Consider the following 20,002-nt stretch of genomic DNA (forward strand, 5'->3'; position numbering starts at 1 on the left):
GACGCGCGACGCACGCGGCGCTCAGTGGCCGCGGTAGAGCAGCGCCATTTGCTCCTCGGTCGCCGCCGCGCGCCGTACGTGGCGCACGTGTGTGCCGACGCGGCGGACCGCCCGCGCGCGATGCGCGGAGTCGCGGCCGCCGTGCCAGACGGCCGTGCGCACCGAGGGCGGCGCAGTGCGCGCACAGCCGCTCGCGCTGCGCGACGCGCAGCCGCGCATGTCGGCCGATGCGCGGTTCGGTGCAACGGATTGCGCGACCTGCGCCGCTGCGGGCGGCGACGATTGCACCCCCGCATCGACGCTGCGCGCCGCGCGGCGCGGATCGGAGGCGAGCTGCGTCGCGTCGCCCGTATGGAACGGATAGACGGGCACCGGCAGCACCGGCAGCGCGGGTTCGGCGGCCGCCGTCGTGTCGTCCGACGCCTGCGCGAGCAGATGGGTCGCACGCGCACCGGTATCGCGCGCGTCGGGCGCACGGCAGGCCGGATCGGCCTTGCACATCCGGTCGGACAGCACGTAGCCGCCGACCAGCAGCACGAGCGTCAGGATGCTGAGCAGCGGCGCGGTCGACGCACGCGGTCGTCGGAAGGCGGCGGCGCGCAGCGCGGCGGCGATCCGCGCGGCCCAGCGCTCGATGCGGCATGACGGCGCCGCATCGACGGCTTGGTACGCGTTCGCGCCCGCGCGCGCGTGCAGCGGTTCGAACGGCCAGCTTTCGCGCCCGCAAGCGGGGCAGCGCTGCAGCGGGTGAAAGGCAACGAACCCGCATTGCCGGCAACGGCAGACGACGTTGCGTCGTCCGGCCGCGCGTGCCTGCGTGACGCCGCGCAGCGTGTCGCGTGCATGAAGGGTCCGGTTCGGCAGGATTCGCATGGTGGAGCTACTCCGGGTGTCGTTGTCGTGCGGCGAGCGTTCCGATCGTCTGCATCGCGTTCTCGACGGCCGGCGTCCACGGCCGGCCGTAGTTGAGGCGCACGTAGCGACGGAAGCCGCCGGTTGCGGAGAAGATGGGGCCCGGCGCGATACTGATGCCGTTTTCGAGCGCGGCGCCGAACAGGCGCAACGCGTCGACGCGCTTCGGCAGTTCGATCCACAGGAAATAGCCGCCGCCGGGCGCGAACACTTCGGTTCCCTGCGGAAAATACGCGTGCACGGCGGCGACCATCTGCGCCTGATGCGCGGCGAGATTGCGCCGCAGCTTGCGCAGGAAGCGGTCGTAGCCGCCGTGCCGAAGATAGCTGGAGATTGCAAGCTGCGCGGGCACGTCGGCCGACGGCGTGCCCATGCAGTTCGCCTGGCGGATCTGCCGCGCATAGCGGCCGGCCGCGACCCAGCCGATGCGGAAGCCGGGCGCGAGGCATTTCGAAAACGATCCGCAATGCAGCACGAGCCCGCTGTCGTCGTACACCTTCGCGGGCCGCACGGGCGTGGCGCCGAATTGCAGCTCGCCGTATACGTCGTCTTCGATCAGCGGCACGCGGTGCGCCGCGAGCAGTTCGATCAGGGCGCGCTTGCGTTCGTCGGACAGCGTCGCGCCGGTCGGATTGTGCAGCGACGTCATGAACCAGCACGCGCGCACCGGATGCGTGTCGAGCGCCTCGGCCAGCGCATCGAGGTCGAGCCCCGTGTGCGGATCGACCGGGATTTCGACCGCCTTCAGATGCAGCCGCTGCACGGCCTGCAGCGCCGCCGGAAACGCCGGGCGCTCGATCGCGACTACTTCGCCCGGACGCGTGAGCGCCTGGAGGCTCAGCATCAGCGCGTCGAGCGCGCCGGTCGTCACGATGATCTCGTCCATCGGCAGCGCCGCGCCGGCCGTCAGATAGCGCAGCGCGATCTGGCGACGCAGCCCGTCTTCGCCGGGCGGCAGACCGGACAGCATCGTCACGCGATCCATGTTGCGCGTCGCGGACTGCACGTAACGCCACAGGCTGCTCATCGGAAACAACGAGTAGTTCGCGAACGCGGAGCCGAGCGGGACGACGTCGCCGTGTTTCAGCGAGTCGAGCAGCCGGCACAGTGCGGTGTCGGCGACGTGCGGCGCGGCGGCCGGCTTGCGCAGCGGATCGAGCGTCGAGCGCAGCCGCGACGCGTCGAGATTCGCGACGAAATAGCCCGAGCGCGGCCGCGCGACGATCAGACCCTCGCTCTCGAGCTGATAGTAAGCGCGAAACACGGTCGACGGACTGACGCGATACGCGCGGCACGCGGCGCGCACGGTCGGAATGCGCTCGCCGGGCGCCAGATCGCCTCGCCGAATCGAATCGGCAATCGTCTGCGCCAGCGCCGCATATCGTTTCATGCCCCCACTCCGGTGCATTACTGAAAAAAAGAGTAGCACGCGCGCCATGCCGCGCAACCGCACGCCGCGCGCTGATCCGTACGTTTTTAACGGGCTCTGATCCTTTTCTTCCCGTCTGTGCAAAGGCATCCTTGCGCAATTTTCGTTCCCGCCCGTTCCCGACCCGACCGACCCGCGTTCCCGCCGCCGGATACCCGCGCCGCGCGGCGTGCGCGCGTGCACGGACGCGGCTCGGCGGCCTTTCCACGTCACTCCGAAAACGCTCTGTGAAATTGAAGACCCTTGCGGCCGGCATCGCGGCCGCCGCCCTCGTTCACCTTTTTTCCGTCGGCACCGCCGACGCCGCCTGTATCAGCAATCCGCCTGCCCAGTCGAGCGCATCGTTTCCGTCCGCGCTGACCGGCAAGCTCGTGTATCACAGCTACGTCAAGTACGGCGACGGCACGAGCCAGCTTTTCCTGTACGACTTTTCCGCACACACGCTCACGCAGCTCAGCAAGAGCACGTGGGGCATCACCGATCCGATGAACGGCGTGTTCAGCCCCGACGGCAAGTGGCTCGCGTTCATGGGCATCCGCAACGGCGCCTGGAACGTGTTCATGTTGCAGCTCGGCGCCGGCACGCCGCCGGTCGACATGACGCACAGCACGGGCGCGACGCGCAACGAGGATCCGAAGTTCAGCCCCGACGGCAAGACGCTCGTGTTCAAACAGAACGGCGACGTGAAGCAGGGCACGCTGTCGTTCACGAGCGCGGGTCCGGTTTTCACGTCGATCGTGAGCCTGACCAACGCGCCGTCGGGTGCCGAATATTCGATGCCGTATCTGTCGCCGGACGCGACCGCCGTCTACTACGCGACCGGCGCCGGCGCGAACATGGGGCTGATGAAGCGCACGATCGCGACGGGCGCGACCGCGACGTTCGATCATCCGGCCGGACTGCAGACCTACTATCCGATGGTGCGCGCGGACGGCATGGTGTTCTACGCACGCTGGAAGGACAGCGGCGGGCTCGACCAGATCTATGCGAAGAGCGCCGACCCGTCGTCGACGCCGAGCGCGCTGTCGATCAACGACTGCGTGAGCAACAACTCCGATCCGGCGCCCGTGAACGGCACGAACTACCTGTTCTTCTCGTCGACGACGGCGGGCGGCTATCAGCTCTACGTTGGCGACGTGACGACCGGCAAGCGCTGGAGCCTGTCGCCGTTTGGCGTGAACGCCGACTCGACGAAGGCGAAGCTCGGCGCGAACTACTACGGCGGTCCGGCCGCGGCGCAGCCGACGTTGCTGTCGCAAGGGCGGCCGGCCGCGGCATCGGCGAGCTACAACGCTTCGATGACGCCGGACAAGGCGTTCGACGGCAACACGACGAGCACGCGCTGGGATTCGCCGGAAGGCACGGGCGTGGACCCGCAGTGGATCTCGGTCGATCTCGGCGCGGTGAAGACGATCAACAGCGTCGACCTGTACTGGGATGCGGGCGCGCTCGTCTACCAGATCCAGACGTCGAACGACAACGTGAACTGGACGACGATCTACTCGACGAACAACGGCGTGTCGTACCAGCACGTGACCTTGCCGAACCTGAACGGCCGCGGCCGCTACGTGCGGATGCTCGGCACGAAGCGCGCGACGCAGTGGGGCTACTCGCTGTATCAGATGCAGGTGTGGGGATCGTGACCCGTGCGGTGCCGGCGCGGCGCGCCGGCTGCAGATGAAAAAAGCGACCTCGAAAGGTCGCTTTTTTTCGTCGCGATGCGCCGGTCAGGTCACGCGTGAATCGCCAGCGTCGGCAGCGCCGGGCCGCCGGGAGGCGTGCCCTGCGCGAGCGGTGCAACCTGCTTGCGGCGCTCGCGCGTGGGGGCGACGCCGAACGCATCGCGATAGCTCTTGCTGAAATGGCACGCGGACTGGAAGCCGCAGGCCATCGTGATGTGCATGATCGACATGTCCGTCTGCAGCAGCAGCTCGCGCGCGCGGCGCAGTCGCAGCGTCAGGTAGTAGTGCGTCGGCGTCATGCCGAGGTGCTCGCGGAACAGCCGCTGCAACTGCCGCTGCGACATGTTCGCGAGCCGCGCGAGCTCCTCGCGCGACAGCGGCTCCTCGATATTGTTTTCCATCAGCGAGATCACTTCGAACAGCGACTTGTTCGCCGAGCCGAGGCGCGCGACGAGCGGCATCCGCTGCTGTGCGCTCGTGTCGCGCACGTGTTCGACGATGAACTGCTCGGCGATCTGCGTGACGCGCGCGGTGCCGACGCGCGCGGCGATCAGGTTCAGCATCATGTCGAGCGGCGCGACGCCGCCCGTGCAGGTGATGCGGTCGCGATCGATGACGAACAGTTCCTTCAGGAAGCGCGTGTCCGGAAACTCTTCCTTCAGCGCCGACATGTTTTCCCAGTGAATCGCGCACGCGTAGCCGGCGAGCAGGCCCGACTTCGCGAGCGCATAGGTGCCCGTGCAGAGGCTGCCGAGCGGAATGCCGGCGCGCGCGAAACGGCGCAGCGCCGACAGATGCGCGGGCGTCGTCGCGCGTTGCACGTCGACGCCGCCGCATACGAACACGATGTCGGGCTGCCCGACGCATTCGGCCGGACCGGTGTCGACCGTCAGGCCGTTGCTCGCCGTGACCGGGCCGCCGTCGGGGCTGATCACCGACCATCGATACAGAGGCTGACCGCTCAGGTAGTTCGCCATCCGAAGCACCTCGATCGCGTTCGTGAACGCGATCATCGTGAAGTTCGGTAAAGGCATGAACGCGAAGTGGGACAGCGACGCTGTACGGTCGGGCGACATGGGGAGCGTTCCTTGAATCTCTAATAGCTTCTGCCCGAGGCACGAATCGGGCTGCAGTATTGTGTGAGCGAGCGCAACAAGCGTGCCATACGGCTAAACCCTAGCTCCATACGTTGTCTGCGTTGAAGCGCGTTGCTGCACTGCACCGAAAGCGTGACCGCGCGCACTGCCGACGCGCGTGCCCGGCACCAGCGGCGTGCCTGTTCATAGGTGAACTGCCAGCGCGCTTTTTATTGGCCATCCGAAAAAGCACGATCGATCACTTGTGTAAAACGGACGCGCATGGCGGAAAAGGCAAAGAACGCGTCTAAATTCATCAATCCGCCGAAAATCCGAACGACAAGAATAGAGCCGTCGGCAACCTTGTCTGCCACACGCTGCAAAGCCAGGCAGGGCGGGCCCTTGAGCATCGGTTGCAGCCCCTTATTCTTCGTCACGGACGCACTATGTCGAACACCCAGTCTTTCTTTTCGCAGCCCCTTGCAGAGCGCGACGCGCCGGTGCGCAGCGCCATCCTGAAGGAACTCGAGCGTCAGCAGTCGCAGGTCGAACTGATCGCGTCGGAAAACATCGTGTCGCGCGCCGTGCTCGAGGCGCAGGGCTCGGTGCTCACGAACAAGTACGCGGAAGGCTATCCGGGCAAGCGCTATTACGGCGGCTGCGAGTTCGCGGATGAAGTCGAGGCGCTCGCGATCGACCGCGTGAAGAAGATCTTCAATGCCGGCTATGCGAACGTGCAGCCGCACTCGGGCGCGCAGGCGAACGGCTCCGTGATGCTCGCGCTCGCCAAGCCGGGCGACACGGTGCTCGGGATGTCGCTCGACGCGGGCGGCCACCTGACGCACGGCGCGAAGCCGGCACTGTCGGGCAAGTGGTTCAACGCGGTGCAGTACGGCGTGAACCGCGACACGATGCGCATCGACTACGACCAGGTCGAGGAACTCGCACAGCAGCACAAGCCGAGCCTCATCATCGCGGGCTTCTCCGCGTATCCGCGCGCGCTCGACTTCGCGCGCTTCCGTGCGATCGCCGACAGCGTCGGCGCGAAGCTGATGGTCGACATGGCGCACATCGCGGGCGTGATCGCCGCCGGCCGCCATGCGAACCCGGTCGAACACGCGCACGTCGTCACGTCGACCACGCACAAGACGCTGCGCGGCCCGCGCGGCGGCTTCGTGCTGACCAACGACGAAGAGATCGCGAAGAAGATCAACTCGGCCGTGTTCCCCGGCCTGCAGGGCGGCCCGCTGATGCACGTGATCGCCGGCAAGGCGGTCGCGTTCGGCGAAGTGCTGCAGCCGGACTTCAAGGCGTACATCGACAACGTGCTCGCCAACGCGCAGGCGCTCGGCGAAGTGCTGAAGGCGGGCGGCGTCGATCTCGTCACGGGCGGCACCGACAACCACCTGCTGCTCGTCGATCTGCGCCCGAAGGGGCTGAAGGGCGCGCAGGTCGAGCAGGCGCTCGAACGTGCGGGCATCACCTGCAACAAGAACGGCATTCCGTTCGACACCGAGAAGCCGACGATCACGTCGGGCATCCGTCTCGGTACGCCGGCCGGCACGACGCGCGGCTTCGGCGTCGCGGAGTTCCGCGAGATCGGCCGCCTGATCCTCGAGGTGTTCGACGCACTGCGCGCGAACCCGGAGGGCGACGCCGCGACCGAGCAGCGCGTGCGCCGCGAAATCTTCGCGCTTTGCGAGCGCTTCCCGATTTACTGACCCACACCGGACGAGACTGGAGCGAGAGACGGATATGAGCACGCTGCATGACGACAGCATCATCATCGACGGCCTGAACATTTCGAAGTTCGAGAAGCCGGTGTTCGAGGACATGCGCAAGGGCGGCATCACAGCCGCGAACTGCACGGTGTCGGTGTGGGAAAACTTCGCGAAGACCGTCGACAACATCGGCGTGATGAAGAAGAAGATCCGCGACAACAGCGAGCTGCTGACGCTGGTGCGCACGACCGACGACATCTTCCGCGCGAAGAAGGAAGGCAAGACGGGGATCATCCTCGGCTTCCAGAACGCGCATGCGTTCGAGGACAACATCGGCTACATCGAGGCCTTCGCCGACATGGGCGTGCGCGTCGTCCAGCTTTGCTACAACACGCAGAACCTCGTCGGCACGGGCTGCTACGAGCGTGACGGCGGGCTGTCGGACTTCGGCCGCGAAGTGATCACCGAGATGAACCGCGTCGGGATCATGGTCGACCTGTCGCACGTCGGCGCGAACACGTCGTCCGAGGCGATCGCGTTCTCGAAGAAGCCGGTGTGCTACTCGCACTGCCTGCCGTCGGGCCTCAAGGAGCATCCGCGCAACAAGAGCGACGCCCAGCTGAAGGAGATCGCCGATGCGGGCGGCTTCGTCGGCGTGACGATGTTCGCACCGTTCCTGAAGCGCGGGATCGAAGCGAACATCGACGACTACATCGAGGCGATCGACTACGTCGTGAACCTGATCGGCGAAGACGCGGTCGGCATCGGCACGGACTTCACGCAGGACTACGCGAAGGAGTTCTTCGACATGCTGACGCACGACAAGGGCCGCTATCGCCAGCTGACGAACTTCGGCAAGGTGATCAACCCCGAAGGCATCCGCACGATCGGCGAATTCCCGAACCTGACCGCGGCGATGGAACGCCACGGCTGGAAGGAGTCGCGGATCCGCAAGATCATGGGCGAGAACTGGGTGCGCGTGTTCAAGGACGTCTGGGGCGCGTAAGCGCGCACGACCCCGGCCGCCGCCAGCGATTTACACCACAACAACAATCCGGACGTGCCCGCACACAGTGTGCGGGCACGCGGACGATGCCGTGCCTGCGCCTGTGCCGCGCAGCCACTTTTCCTCACGGAGTCACCACGATGCAACCGCAACTGCCGATCGACGTCGATCCCGTTACCGGCGTCTGGACCACCGACGCGCTGCCGATGCTGTACGTGCCGCGCCACTTCTTCACGAACAACCACGTCGCGGTCGAGGAAGCGCTCGGCGTCGAGGCCTATGCCGAGATCCTGTACAAGGCCGGCTACAAGTCCGCGTACCACTGGTGCGACAAGGAAGCCAAGCAGCACGGCATCGCCGGGATGGCCGTGTTCGAGCATTACCTGAAGCGCCTGTCGCAGCGCGGCTGGGGGCTGTTCTCGATCGTCGAGGCCGACCCGGCCACCGCGCGCGCGAAGATCGAGCTGCGCCATTCGTCGTTCGTGCTCCAGCAGCCGGGCAAGGAAGGCAAGCTCTGCTACATGTTCGCCGGCTGGTTCGCCGGTGCGATGGACTGGGTGAACGACACGACGCCGGAAGGCAAGGGCGCGCCGCGCGCGCAGTCGAAGGAAGTGCAGTGCGCGGCCGAACATCACGACCGCTGCATCTTCGAAGTGTCGCCGCTCGCGCATTGATGCACTGAAACAGAACAACACCCGCAACACGAGACATTCGAACGCCAGAGGTCGCCAGCGATGCGTTATCCCCACCTGTTCAAACCCATGCAGCTCAATCAGCTGACGCTGCGTAACCGGATCGTCAGTACCGCGCACGCGGAGGTGTATGCCGAGCCGGGTGGCCTGCCGGGCGACCGCTACATCCGCTACTACGAGGAGAAGGCGAAGGGCGGTGTCGGCCTCGCGATCTGCGGCGGCTCGAGCCCCGTGTCGATCGACAGCCCGCAGGGCTGGTGGAAGTCGGTGAACCTGTCGAACGACAAGATCATCGATCCGCTCACGCGGCTCGCCGACGCGATGCACAAGCACGGCGCGAAGATCATGATCCAGGCGACGCACATGGGCCGCCGCTCGTCGTTCCACGGCGAGCACTGGCCGCATCTGATGTCGCCGTCGGGCGTGCGCGAGCCGGTGCACCGCGGCAACGCGAAGATCATCGAGATCGAGGAGATCCGCCGCATCATCGGCGATTTCGCCGCGGCCGCGAAGCGCGTGCAGGCGGCCGGCATGGACGGCATCGAGATCTCGGCCGCACACCAGCATTTGATCGACCAGTTCTGGAGCCCGCGCTCGAACCACCGCACCGACGAATGGGGCGGCAGCCTGCAGAACCGTCTGCGGTTCGGCATCGAGGTGCTGACGGCCGTGCGCGAAGCGGTCGGCAAGGATTTCTGCGTCGGCCTGCGGATGTGCGGCGACGAATTTCACGAGGACGGCCTGGACCACGAAGCGCTGAAGGAAATCGCGCAGGCGATGGCCGAGACGGGGCTGATCGACTACCTGAGCGTCGTCGGCTCGGGTGGCGATACACACAACACGATCGCGAACTGCATGCCCCCGATGGCGCTGCCGCCGGAGCCGTTCGTGCATCTCGCGGCCGGCATCAAGTCGGTCGTCAAGATTCCGGTGATGCACGCGCAGAGCATCCGCGACGCCGGGCAGGCCGAACGCCTGCTCGCGAACGGGATGATCGACCTGGTCGGCATGACGCGCGCGCAGATCGCCGATCCGCACATGGTGATCAAGATCCGCGACGGTCGTGAGGACGAGATCAAGCAGTGCGTCGGCGCGAACTACTGCATCGACCGCCAGTACAACGGCCTCGACGTGCTCTGCATCCAGAACGCGGCGACCTCGCGCGAAGCGACGATGCCGCACATCATCGAGAAGTCGCGCGGCCCGAAGCGCAAGGTCGTCGTCGTCGGCGCGGGCCCGGCCGGGCTGGAGGCGGCGCGCGTGGCACGCCTGCGCGGCCACGACGTCGTGCTGTTCGAGAAGAACGCGGAAGTCGGCGGCCAGGTGATGATCGCCGCGAAGGCGCCGCAACGCGAACAGATGTCGGGGATCATCCGCTGGTTCGACATGGAGACGAAGCGCATCGGCGTCGACCGGCGTCTCGGCGTGACGGCCGACGAGAAGATGATCATGGCCGAGAAGCCGGACATCGTCGTGCTCGCGACCGGCGGCTCGAGCTTCACGTGGCAGGTGCCCGCGTGGGGCGTCGCCGAAGGGCTCGCCGTCAGCTCGTGGGACATCCTGACCGGCAAGGTCGAGCCGAAGCAGAACGTGCTGCTGTTCGACGGCGTCAGCACGCATGCGGGTGCGGGCGTCGCCGACTTCATGGCGAGCCGCGGCTCGAAGGTCGAGGTCGTCACGCCCGACGTGAAGGTCGCCGACGACTGCGGCGGCACGACGTTCCCGATCTTCTATCGCCGGCTGTACGCGCTCGGCGTGATCCAGACGCCGAACACGATGCTCGACCGCGTCTACGAGGAAGATGGCAAGAAGATCGCGGTGCTGCGCAACGAATACACCGAGGAACTGGAAGAGCGCGCGGTCGACCAGGTCGTGATCGAGAACGGCTCGTCGCCGAACGACGAGCTCTACTGGAAGCTGAAGCCGGAATCGGTGAACCGCGGCCAGATCGATCCGCACACGCTGTTCGCGGCCGAGCCGCAGCCGTGCCTGTCGGAAGAACTCGGCAACGGCCGCTTCCTGCTGTTCCGTGTCGGCGACTGCATCTCGATGCACAACGTCCACGGTGCGATCTACGACTCGCTGCGTCTCGTGAAGGATTTCTGACGATGAATCCGGCATTCCTGATTACCGCGTTGCTGTGGCTGTCGGTGGCGGGGCTCGCGTTCGCGGTCGCGAAGCGCTCGTCGTACTGGCGTCTCGGGCGGGCGACCGCGCCGGGCTCGTTCGGCGTGTCGAACCTGTTCGCGATTCCGAAGCGGTACTTCGTCGATCTGCATCATGTGGTCGCACGCGATCCGTACATCGCGAAGACGCACGTCGCGACCGCCGGCGGCGCGATCGCCGCGCTCGCGCTGGTGTTCGTCAACTACGGCCTCGCGATCTATTCTCCGTGGCTCGACAAGCTGATCTTCCTCGCGGCGCTCGCCATGCTCGTCGGCGCGGTGTTCGTGTGGCGCCGCCGCGCGGCGAAAAACGTGCCGGCGCGTCTGTCGCGCGGCCCGTGGAATACGCTGCCGTGGCTGCTCGGCTCGTTCGCGCTCGGCCTCGTGCTGTTCATGCTCGTGCCGACCGGCGCGATGTCCGGTGCGTTCGCGGTGCTCTGCGCGCTGCTGATCGGCGTCGGCGCATTCGCGATGACGGTCGGCGCCGCGAAGGGCGGCCCGATGAAGCATGCGATCGCCGGGCTGCTGCATCTCGCGTTCCATCCGCGCCAGGAGCGTTTCGCCGCATCGCGCGAATCGTTCACGGGCAACGGCACCGCCACGCCGCCCACCGCGCTGAAGCTGCCCGACATCGAGCACGAGGAGTACGGCGTCGCGAAGCCGGTCGAGTTCCGCTGGAATCAACTGCTGAGTTTCGATGCGTGTGTGCAGTGCGGCAAGTGCGAAGCCGCGTGCCCCGCGTTCGCATCGGGCCAGCCGCTGAACCCGAAGAAGCTGATCCAGGATCTCGTCGTCGGCATGGCGGGCGGCACCGATGCCGCCTATGCGGGCAGCCCGACGCCGGGCCTGCCGGTCGGCCAGCATCGCGGCGAACCGAACGGCCCGATCGTGTCGGCGCTGATCGAGGAACAGACGCTGTGGTCGTGCACGACCTGCCGCGCCTGCGTGCAGGAGTGCCCGATGCTGATCGAGCACGTCGACGCGATCGTCGACATGCGCCGCAACCGCACGCTCGTGCACGGCACGGTGCCGGGCAAGGGCCAGGAAGTGCTCGCGAACCTGCGCGAGACGGGCACGATGGGCGGCTACGACACGGCCGCGCGCTACGACTGGTCGGTCGACCTCAATGCGCCGGTCGCGCGTCCCGGCAAGCCGGTCGACGTGCTGTTCGTCGCCGGCGAAGGCGCGTTCGACATGCGCTATCAGCGCACGCTGCGGGCGTTCGTGAAGGTGCTGAACAAGGCGGGCGTCGACTATGCGGTGCTCGGCCCCGACGAAACCGACACGGGCGACGTCGCGCGCCGGCTCGGCGACGAGGCGACGTTCCAGCAGATGGCCAAGCGCCTGATCGGCACGCTCGGCGAGCTGTCGTACAAGCAGATCGTGACGGCCGACCCGCACGTGATGCACAGCCTGCGCAACGAATACCGCGCGCTCGGGCTGCGCGTGACGGTCAAGCATCACACGACCTATCTCGCGGAACTCGCGGACAGCGGCGAGATTGCGCCGAAGGCTGTCGAAGCGCTGCGCGAGAAGCGCACCACGTATCACGATCCGTGCTATCTCGGCCGCTATAACGGCGAGATCGAAGCGCCGCGCAAGCTGCTGAAGACGATCGGCATCCAGGTCGTCGAAATGGAGCGCAACGGCATGCGCGGCCGCTGCTGCGGCGGTGGCGGCGGCGCGCCGCTGACCGACATTCCCGGCAAGCAGCGCATTCCCGACATCCGTATCGCCGACGCGCGCACGGTCGGCGCGGAGGTGGTCGCGGTCGCGTGCCCGAACTGCACGGCGATGCTCGAAGGTGTCGTGGGCCCGCGCCCCGACGTGCTCGACGTGGCCGAACTCGTCGCTGCCTCGCTGGAGTGAATCGATGAACAAGATCAAACGAATCGATCCGCGCCGACCGTTCGTCATCACGGCCGCCGGCCTGAAACGCATCACGCTCGGCGAGGAAGGCAGCGCGGACGCGAGTGCCGCGCAATGGCCGGCCCACGGCCATGCGGCCGCCGCCGCGAAGCCGCGCCGCGCGGTGCAGGACCCGAAGCATACGATGCTGGTGGTCGCGCATGCCGAACGCGGCTCGCTCGACGACCTGTCGCGCCAGGCGATCGCCGCGGCCGCGCTGCTCGCCGACGCGCAGACCGAAGTCGCGCTGCTCGCCTTCGGCGAACTGAAGGACGACATCGCCGAGCTCGGTGTCGACAAGCTCGTCGAACTCGCGGGCTTCGATCGCCGTGCGTTCGCGCCCGAGAGCGAGCTGCAGGCGCTGCAGGCCTGCGTCGCCGCGCTCGCGCCGAAACACGTGTTCGTGCCCGACAACGCGACGGGCGACGGCGATCTCGGCCGCCGCTATGCCGCGGTCGCCGGCGCAAGCGTCGCGACGAACGTCGTCGAGATCGATGCGAAGCACGTCGGCGCCTACGTGCATGCGAAGCGCGCGTTCGCGACGCGCGCGCTGCCCGACGTGATCCTGCTCGCGCCGAACGCGGTCGAAGCGAAGCTGCCGTTCGTCGGCGCGGGCGAGCGGCTGGCCGCCGATTTCATCCGGCCGGCCGCCGACGCCGCACAGCCGTATCGCGATCTCGGCCTCGAGGAAATCGACGCCGCGCAGGTCGCGCTCGAAGAAGCGGACTTCATCGTATCGGCCGGCAACGGCGTGACCGACATCGCCGCATTCGAGCGGCTGGCCGGCGCGTTCGGCGCGGCGATCGGCGCGAGCCGCGTCGCGGTCGACAACGGCCACTTCACGCGCGACAAGCAGGTCGGCGCGACCGGCAAGACGGTCGAAGCGAGCGTCTATATCGCGTTCGGGATCTCGGGCGCGGTGCAGCACCTGCAGGGCATCAAGGATTGCCGCCACGTGATCGCGGTCAACCTCGACGGCAGCGCGCCGATCGCGAAGCGCGCGAACCTGACGGTAGTCGGCGACGCGCAGGCGACGATCGCCGCGCTGATCGAACAGGTGCAGGCCGCGCGTGCCGCGCGCGGACAATCGCCGACCGCGGTCGGCGCTCGTGAACCGGAAGGAGTCGCAGCATGAACGCCCCTCGCCAGTTGCAACGCATCGCCGTGCTCGTGTCCGTCGGCCGGCATCCGGTCAGCGGGACCGCGCGCTACAGCCGCAACGATGCGGCCGCGCTCGAACTCGGCCGCGAACTCGCGGAACGGCATCGCGCGCAGCTCGACGTGATTCATGCGGGCGATCCCGCGAATCCCGCGCTCGCCGAATACCTTGCGCTCGGTGCGCGCACGGTCGACGTGCTCGTCTGCGACGACGGCGAAGACGTCGCGCGCGCGCTCGCTGGCCGCGTCGACGGCTACGACCTCGTGCTGACCGGCACGCGCGCCGAAGGTGCGTTCGACAGCGGGATGCTGCCGTATCGCGTCGCCGCGGCGCTCGGCTATCCGCTCGTCGGATCGGCCGTCGACGTGTCGGTCGACGGCGGCCGCGCGACGGTGCGGCAATTCTTACCGAAAGGCCTGCGTCGCCGTGTCGATGCCGCGCTGCCGGCCGTCGTCGCGGTCCATCCGCTCGCGAATGCGCAGCCGCGCTACGCGTACGCCCGGCTGCGTGCCGGGACGATTCGTCCGGCGCGCACCGTGACCGGCGCCGACGCCGAAACGGCCGCATGGAAGGTCGGCCCGATCGAGCGCAAGCCGGTGAAGCTGGCGGCCGCCGAGAAGCGCTCCGGGCATGCCCGGATGCTGTCGGCGACGACGACCGAAAGCCGTGGCGGCAACGTCGTAATTGAGGGGAGTTCGGTCGAAAAAGCACAAGTGATCCTCGCGTATTTGCGCGAGCATCAGCTCATCGACTATTGATTCTGTCGGCAAGAACCCAGGGATGCAAGGAATCCGGAGCAAACGATGAAAGTATCGGCAGACATTCGTGCACTGATCGAGCGACGCAAGGAAGGCCACAGCCTCGAGGCGCCGTTCTACACGAGCGAGGAGATTTTCGCGCTGGACATGGAAGCGATCTTCCGCCAGCACTGGATCCAGGTCGCGGTCGAACCCGACATTCCCGAGCCGGGCGACTACGTGACGGTCGAACTCGGCAGCGATTCGATCCTGATCGTGCGCGACGACGACATGGAGATCCGTGCGTTCCACAACGTGTGCCGCCACCGCGGCGCGCGCCTGTGCAACGAGGACAAGGGTTCGGTCGGCAACATCGTGTGCCCGTACCACAGCTGGACGTACAACCTGACGGGCCAGCTGATGTTCGCCGAGCACATGGGCGAGAAGTTCGACCGCTGCAAGCACAGCCTGAAGCCGGTGCACGTCGAGAACCTCGCGGGCCTGATCTTCATCTGCCTCGCCGAGGAGCCGCCCGCCGATTTCGCGCAGATGCGCGCCGCGATGGAGCCGTATCTGCTGCCGCACGATCTGCCGAACACGAAGATCGCCGCGCAGATCGACATCATCGAGGAAGGCAACTGGAAGCTCACGATGGAGAACAACCGCGAGTGCTATCACTGCGTCGCGAACCATCCGGAGCTGACGATCTCGCTGTACGAATACGGCTTCGGCTATCAGCGCTCGGAGGCGAACGCCGAAGGGATGGACGCCTTTGCGGAAACCTGCATCCGCCGCGGCAAGGAATGGGCCGAGATGGGCCTGCCGTCGGTCGAGATCGAGAAGCTGCTCGACGTGACGGGCTTTCGCACGCAGCGGCTGCCGCTCGATCGCAGCGGCGAGTCGCAGACGCTCGACGCCAAGGTCGCCTCGAAGAAGCTGCTCGGCGAATTCCGCCAGGCCGATCTCGGCGGGCTGTCGTTCTGGACGCAGCCGAACTCGTGGCATCACTTCATGAGCGATCACATCGTGACGTTCTCCGTGATTCCGCTGTCGGCCGGCAAGACGCTCGTGCGCACCAAGTGGCTCGTGCACAAGGATGCGAAGGAAGGCATCGACTACGACGTGAAGAACCTGACGGCCGTGTGGAACGCGACCAACGACCAGGACCGCGCGCTCGTCGAATTCTCGCAGCGCGGCGCGAACAGCAGCGCATACGAGCCCGGCCCGTACTCGCCGTTCACGGAAGGGCTCGTCGAGAAATTCTCGGCGTGGTACATCGGCCGGCTCGCCGAAAAGACCGGCGCATAGCGATTAGCGATTTAGCAGCGGAGTCAAACATGATGCGAGATGCGGCCAATTTCGAGCCGACCGACAGCCGGGTCACGCGCCCGGCTTTCTGGAACGCCCTTGCCGAGCGCTGGACGAGCGACGTCGAGGAAACGCTGGTGTGCTGCCACGTGCGGCAGGAAACGCACGACGTGAAGAGCTTTTTCTTCCGTTCGCCGCAGGGCCGCACGTTCTCGTTCGAGCCCGGCCAGTTCATCACGCTCGAGCTCGACATCGACGGCGAGACGATCAATCGCTGCTACACGATCTCGTCGTCGCCGACGCGGCCGCACACCATCTCGATCACCGTCAAGCGCGTGCCGGGCGGCAAGGTGTCGAACTGGCTGCACGACAACCTGCAGCCGGGCGCGTCGGTACGCGTGCTCGGGCCGGCCGGCGAGTTCACCTGCGCGCGGCATCCAGCGCGCAAGTATCTGTTCCTGTCCGCGGGTTCGGGCGTCACGCCGCTGATGTCGATGAGCCGTGCGCATCACGATCTCGCCGAGGATCGCGACATCGTGTTCGTGCACAGCGCACGCACGCCGGACGACATCATCTTCGCGCGCGAGCTCGATCTGATCGCGTCGAACCACGCGAATTTCCGCACGTCGTTCGTCGTCGAACGCGTCGGCACGCGCACGAACTGGCCGGGCGTCACCGGCTTTCTGACGCTGCCGCTGCTCAAGCTGATCGCACCGGACTTCATGGAGCGCGAGATCTTCACGTGCGGCCCGGCGCCGTACATGAAGGCCGTGCGCGACCTGCTCGACGAAGCCGGTTTCGACCGCAAGCGCTATCACGAGGAAAGCTTCTCGTTCGAGACGCTCGCGCAGACGGCCAGCGACGAGCTGCTCGCCGAGCTCGCGCCGGTGGCCGACGACGCCGAGGTCGCGACGAAGCAGTTCACGGTCAGCTTCGCGAAGAGCAACCGCGAGGTGTCGTGCGGCGCCGATCAGCACGTGCTCGATGCGGCGCGCCGCTCGGGCGTGCGGCTGCCGGCCTCGTGCACGCAGGGCATGTGCGGCACCTGCAAGGTAAAGCTGGTGTCGGGTCAGGTCGACATGAAGCACAACGGCGGGATTCGCCAGCGCGAGATCGACCAGGGCATGGTGCTGCTGTGCTGCAGCAAGCCGCTTTCGGATCTCGTCATCGATAAGTAACGACCGGCCGCGATGCGACGCGCCGCGTCGCATCCGGACAAGCATCTGTCGGAAAAAAACGCTACCGCGGATTTGTGGTTGAAGAACCTAGAGAGACAACGCGCAGGGTGCGCATTTCAAGGAGATCGACCATGAAGCTACTCGGAAAACTGTTGTGGACCGGCGCACTGTCGGCGATGGTGGCGTTGAGTGCATCCGCGCTCGCGGATACGAAACCGACGCTGAAGATCGGCTACGTCGAAGGCTGGGACGACAGCGTCGCGACCTCGAATGTCGCGGCCCGCGTGATCGAGAAGAAGCTCGGCTACCAGGTGCAGCTCGTGCCGGTCGCGGCCGGGATCATGTGGCAGGGCGTTGCGCGCGGCGATCTCGACGCGACGCTGTCGGCCTGGCTGCCGGTCACGCACGGCTCGTACTGGAGCGAATACAAGAGCAAGGTCGTCGACGTCGGCGCGAACTTTCCCGACGCGAAGATCGGCCTGATCGTCCCGGATTACGTGAAGGCGAAGAGCATCGAGGATCTGAACGCGGAGAAGAGCAGTTTCGGCGGCCGCATCGTCGGCATCGACGCCGGTGCGGGCGTGATGCGCAAGACCGACGAAGCGATCAAGAACTACGGGCTCAGCTATACGCTGATGCCGAGTTCTGGCAGCGCGATGACGGCCGAACTGTCGCGCTCGGTGAGCGCGAACAAGCCGGTGATCGTGACGGGCTGGGCGCCGCACTGGATGTTCGCGAAATGGAAGCTGCGCTTCCTCGAGGATCCGAAGAAGGTGTTCGGCGGTGCCGAGCACGTCGACAGTGTCGTGAATCCGCAGCTCGAAACGAAGGCGAAGCCGGTCGTTGCCTTCCTGAAGAAATTTCAGTGGAAGCCGGGCGAGATCGACAGCGTGATGCTCGCGATCCAGAACGGCGCGAAGCCGGAAGCGGCTGCCGACGCGTGGATCGCCGCGCATGCCGACCGCGTGAACGCATGGACCGAAGGCGCGCAGTAAACGGCTGACGGTTCGTCAGCCGAAACATCAAAACAATACGCCGGGAATGGCGAGCAGGAATCCGAAACGATCGCGATGACTTGCTCCCATATCCCGGAATTTTTTTACCGATTCTGCAAGAAAGTGCGCATGTTGTTACACTACGGCGCTTGTGCGGAGTCATCACAGGAGGATTTGGATGAGTCAAGCAGGACTGCGTGCGAGCCGCACCAGTGATGTCGAGGCAACCATCTCACATGATTCGACAGGCCATACGCTGCATCGTGGCCTGACATGGAAGGACGCATTCTGGGTGACGAGCGGCGTGCCGGCAGGCGTGCTGTTCACGATCGGCGGGGTATGTGCGACGATCGGCCAGCCCGCGTGGGCGATCTGGATCGCCGCGATCACGATGGGGCTGATCCAAAGCGCGACTTATGCGGAAATATCGGGGCTATTTCCTCATAAATCGGGCGGCGCGTCGGTATACGGCGCGATCGGTTGGGTTCGCTACAGCAAGCTGATTGCCCCGGTTTCCGTGTGGTGCAACTGGCTCGCATGGTCTCCGATGCTCGCGCTCGGCTGCGGTCTCGCCGCGAGCTATGCGCTCACGAGTCTCTTTCCGGCCGATGCAGCGGTGCTGCACTGGCAGTTCAAGGTCGCGGATCTCGGTTTCATCAAGCCGGGTCTGTCATTGCGGATCAACGCGACGTTCATCATCGCGACGATCCTGCTTCTGATCACGTTCAAGCTTCAGCACAGCGGTGCGTCGAAAGCCGCGCGCACGCAGCGCATTCTCGGCATCGCTTCGCTGACGCCGCTGCTGATCGTCGGCATCGTGCCGTTCGTCACCGGCGACGTGCCGATGTCGAACCTGCTCCCGCTGCTGCCGCTCGGCCATGACGCGCACGGCAATCTGACGGCCGCGACGTTCGGTACGTGGAACGGGCAGGGCGTCGTGATGGCGCTCGGCGCGATGTTCATGGCGGGCTGGGCGTCGTACGGTTTCGAGACGGCCGTCTGCTATACGCGCGAATTCCGCGATCCGCGTCGCGACACCGCGAAGGCGATTTTCTGGTCGGGTGCGCTCTGTCTCGTCGTGATGACGCTCGTGCCGATGGCGTTTCAGGGCGCGCTCGGCACGCAGGCGATGCTCGATCCGGCGATCGGCGACGGCACCGGCGTCGCGGCCGCAATGGCGAAGATCGTCGGCGGCGGCGCGTGGGTCGCCAATGCGGTCGTCGTGATGCTGATGCTGTCGATCCTGCTGATCGTGATGACGTCGATGATGGGCTCGTCGCGCACGCTTTATCAGGCATCGGTCGACGGCTGGCTGCCGAAATTCCTGTCGCACGTGAACGAGCACGGCGCGCCGACGCGCGCGATGTGGACCGATCTCGGCTTCAACCTCGTGTTGCTGATGATGTCGGACTACATGACGGTGCTGTCGATTTCCAACGTCTGCTACATGTTGTTCGTGTTCCTGAATTTGCAGTCGGGCTGGATCCACCGGATGGATCGCGGCAGCTGGGATCGTCCGTTCCGTTGCCCGACCTGGCTGCTCGTCGCGGGCTCGATCTGCGGGTATGCGAACCTCGTGTATGTCGGCGCGGGCGCGAATCTGCAAGGCGAAGGCACGCTGCGCAACGGGCTGATCGCGATGCTGCTGATCGTGCCGGTGTTCCTCTATCGTCACTACTGGCAGGATCGCGGCCGCTTTCCCGCGCAGATGCAGCGCGACATGGAGCTCGAGGTGCCGAAGCGCAGCGTGTGGCTGAATCTCGCACCGTATGCGGCGCTGATCGGCGCGGCGCTGACGATCTGGTTGTCGTATTACTTTGCCTGGGTGAAGTGAGCGCTTCACGCGTGCCCGATTCGCGCGCCGGTCCTGGCAAGCTCGCACGGGGCTGTCGCGCGATCGCGGTACGGCAGGTGTAACAGGCCGCCCCGGCCGAACCGTTCATCTCTACGGCTGCGTTCTGCGGCATTGTCTTTTTCTCCGCTCATCCTCCCGCCTTCTGTTAGTTCGCGGAGCTCGCCTCGTCGGACCGACCC

The 20,002-nt window shown here is 66.3% G+C and carries 16 protein-coding genes; 12 read left to right on the plus strand and 4 right to left on the minus strand.

Annotated features, from left to right (window positions below):
• Nucleotides 1-21 precede the first annotated feature (21 nt).
• Both BCR55_RS23195 and BCR55_RS23200 read right to left on the minus strand, forming a co-directional pair.
• Complete coding sequence (locus tag BCR55_RS23195; RefSeq protein WP_006406020.1) at nt 22-873, minus strand: hypothetical protein; 852 nt, start codon at nt 871-873, stop codon at nt 22-24.
• A gap of 7 nt (nt 874-880) precedes the next feature.
• On the minus strand, nt 881-2,302 hold the full coding sequence (locus BCR55_RS23200) for a PLP-dependent aminotransferase family protein (RefSeq protein WP_053298244.1): 1,422 nt from the start codon (nt 2,300-2,302) through the stop codon (nt 881-883).
• A 266-nt stretch (nt 2,303-2,568) separates the two neighbouring features.
• On the opposite strand from BCR55_RS23200, the gene BCR55_RS23205 reads away from it, so the two are divergent.
• On the plus strand, nt 2,569-3,984 hold the full coding sequence (locus tag BCR55_RS23205) for a discoidin domain-containing protein (protein WP_006410999.1): 1,416 nt from the start codon (nt 2,569-2,571) through the stop codon (nt 3,982-3,984).
• 89 nt (nt 3,985-4,073) lie between these two features.
• Here BCR55_RS23205 and BCR55_RS23210 read toward each other — a convergent pair whose 3' ends face one another.
• Nucleotides 4,074-5,099, minus strand: coding sequence for a GlxA family transcriptional regulator (locus BCR55_RS23210; protein WP_006396357.1), 1,026 nt, complete (start codon nt 5,097-5,099; stop codon nt 4,074-4,076).
• A gap of 230 nt (nt 5,100-5,329) precedes the next feature.
• The gene (locus BCR55_RS23215) at nt 5,330-5,536 is read right to left on the minus strand and encodes a hypothetical protein (protein ID WP_226823199.1); all 207 of its coding nucleotides are present in this window, start codon (nt 5,534-5,536) and stop codon (nt 5,330-5,332) included.
• A 9-nt stretch (nt 5,537-5,545) separates the two neighbouring features.
• Between BCR55_RS23215 and BCR55_RS23220 the strand changes: the two genes are divergently transcribed.
• From BCR55_RS23220 to BCR55_RS23270, 11 genes are all read left to right on the plus strand, one after another.
• Nucleotides 5,546-6,820 carry a serine hydroxymethyltransferase gene (locus tag BCR55_RS23220; protein ID WP_006410995.1) on the plus strand — a complete coding sequence of 425 codons (1,275 nt, stop codon included), beginning with the start codon at nt 5,546-5,548 and terminating at the stop codon, nt 6,818-6,820.
• Between the two features lie 34 nt (nt 6,821-6,854).
• A complete protein-coding gene (locus tag BCR55_RS23225) occupies nt 6,855-7,826 on the plus strand; it encodes a dipeptidase (RefSeq protein ID WP_006396360.1) in 972 nt (323 codons plus the stop codon).
• A gap of 140 nt (nt 7,827-7,966) precedes the next feature.
• Entirely contained in the window at nt 7,967-8,500 is a 534-nt protein-coding gene (locus tag BCR55_RS23230; protein WP_006396361.1) for a DUF5943 domain-containing protein, read from the plus strand.
• A 60-nt stretch (nt 8,501-8,560) separates the two neighbouring features.
• Entirely contained in the window at nt 8,561-10,624 is a 2,064-nt protein-coding gene (locus tag BCR55_RS23235) for an NADH:flavin oxidoreductase (protein WP_006396362.1), read from the plus strand.
• A gap of 2 nt (nt 10,625-10,626) precedes the next feature.
• A complete protein-coding gene (locus BCR55_RS23240; RefSeq protein ID WP_065496072.1) occupies nt 10,627-12,552 on the plus strand; it encodes a (Fe-S)-binding protein in 1,926 nt (641 codons plus the stop codon).
• A 4-nt stretch (nt 12,553-12,556) separates the two neighbouring features.
• Nucleotides 12,557-13,726: an electron transfer flavoprotein subunit alpha/FixB family protein gene (locus BCR55_RS23245; protein ID WP_006409130.1), complete on the plus strand. Its 1,170-nt coding sequence runs from the start codon at nt 12,557-12,559 to the stop codon at nt 13,724-13,726.
• On the plus strand, nt 13,723-14,508 hold the full coding sequence (locus BCR55_RS23250) for an electron transfer flavoprotein subunit beta/FixA family protein (RefSeq protein ID WP_006396365.1): 786 nt from the start codon (nt 13,723-13,725) through the stop codon (nt 14,506-14,508). Before BCR55_RS23245 ends, BCR55_RS23250 begins: the two co-directional genes overlap by 4 nt.
• Nucleotides 14,509-14,553: 45 nt before the next feature.
• Nucleotides 14,554-15,795: an aromatic ring-hydroxylating dioxygenase subunit alpha gene (locus BCR55_RS23255; protein WP_006396366.1), complete on the plus strand. Its 1,242-nt coding sequence runs from the start codon at nt 14,554-14,556 to the stop codon at nt 15,793-15,795.
• 29 nt (nt 15,796-15,824) lie between these two features.
• Nucleotides 15,825-16,973, plus strand: coding sequence for a hybrid-cluster NAD(P)-dependent oxidoreductase (locus tag BCR55_RS23260; protein WP_006406027.1), 1,149 nt, complete (start codon nt 15,825-15,827; stop codon nt 16,971-16,973).
• Nucleotides 16,974-17,104: 131 nt separating this feature from the next.
• A complete protein-coding gene (locus BCR55_RS23265; protein ID WP_006406029.1) occupies nt 17,105-17,968 on the plus strand; it encodes a glycine betaine ABC transporter substrate-binding protein in 864 nt (287 codons plus the stop codon).
• A 178-nt stretch (nt 17,969-18,146) separates the two neighbouring features.
• Entirely contained in the window at nt 18,147-19,802 is a 1,656-nt protein-coding gene (locus BCR55_RS23270; RefSeq protein WP_053298248.1) for an APC family permease, read from the plus strand.
• Nucleotides 19,803-20,002: the final 200 nt, after the last annotated feature.

The sequence above is a fragment of the Burkholderia sp. CCA53 genome (assembly GCF_001685525.1).
Classification (GTDB): Bacteria; Pseudomonadota; Gammaproteobacteria; order Burkholderiales; family Burkholderiaceae; genus Burkholderia; species Burkholderia multivorans.

Coding starts and splice junctions, on each gene's coding strand:
- BCR55_RS23270 (WP_053298248.1), top strand. CDS start 18,147: ATGAGTCAAGCAGGACTGCGTGCGAGCCGCACCAGTGATGTCGAGGCA.
- BCR55_RS23195 (WP_006406020.1), bottom strand. CDS start 873: ATGCGAATCCTGCCGAACCGGACCCTTCATGCACGCGACACGCTGCGC.
- BCR55_RS23250 (WP_006396365.1), top strand. CDS start 13,723: ATGAACGCCCCTCGCCAGTTGCAACGCATCGCCGTGCTCGTGTCCGTC.
- BCR55_RS23260 (WP_006406027.1), top strand. CDS start 15,825: ATGATGCGAGATGCGGCCAATTTCGAGCCGACCGACAGCCGGGTCACG.
- BCR55_RS23210 (WP_006396357.1), bottom strand. CDS start 5,099: ATGTCGCCCGACCGTACAGCGTCGCTGTCCCACTTCGCGTTCATGCCT.
- BCR55_RS23200 (WP_053298244.1), bottom strand. CDS start 2,302: ATGAAACGATATGCGGCGCTGGCGCAGACGATTGCCGATTCGATTCGG.
- BCR55_RS23255 (WP_006396366.1), top strand. CDS start 14,554: ATGAAAGTATCGGCAGACATTCGTGCACTGATCGAGCGACGCAAGGAA.
- BCR55_RS23245 (WP_006409130.1), top strand. CDS start 12,557: ATGAACAAGATCAAACGAATCGATCCGCGCCGACCGTTCGTCATCACG.
- BCR55_RS23265 (WP_006406029.1), top strand. CDS start 17,105: ATGAAGCTACTCGGAAAACTGTTGTGGACCGGCGCACTGTCGGCGATG.
- BCR55_RS23240 (WP_065496072.1), top strand. CDS start 10,627: ATGAATCCGGCATTCCTGATTACCGCGTTGCTGTGGCTGTCGGTGGCG.
- BCR55_RS23230 (WP_006396361.1), top strand. CDS start 7,967: ATGCAACCGCAACTGCCGATCGACGTCGATCCCGTTACCGGCGTCTGG.
- BCR55_RS23220 (WP_006410995.1), top strand. CDS start 5,546: ATGTCGAACACCCAGTCTTTCTTTTCGCAGCCCCTTGCAGAGCGCGAC.
- BCR55_RS23225 (WP_006396360.1), top strand. CDS start 6,855: ATGAGCACGCTGCATGACGACAGCATCATCATCGACGGCCTGAACATT.
- BCR55_RS23235 (WP_006396362.1), top strand. CDS start 8,561: ATGCGTTATCCCCACCTGTTCAAACCCATGCAGCTCAATCAGCTGACG.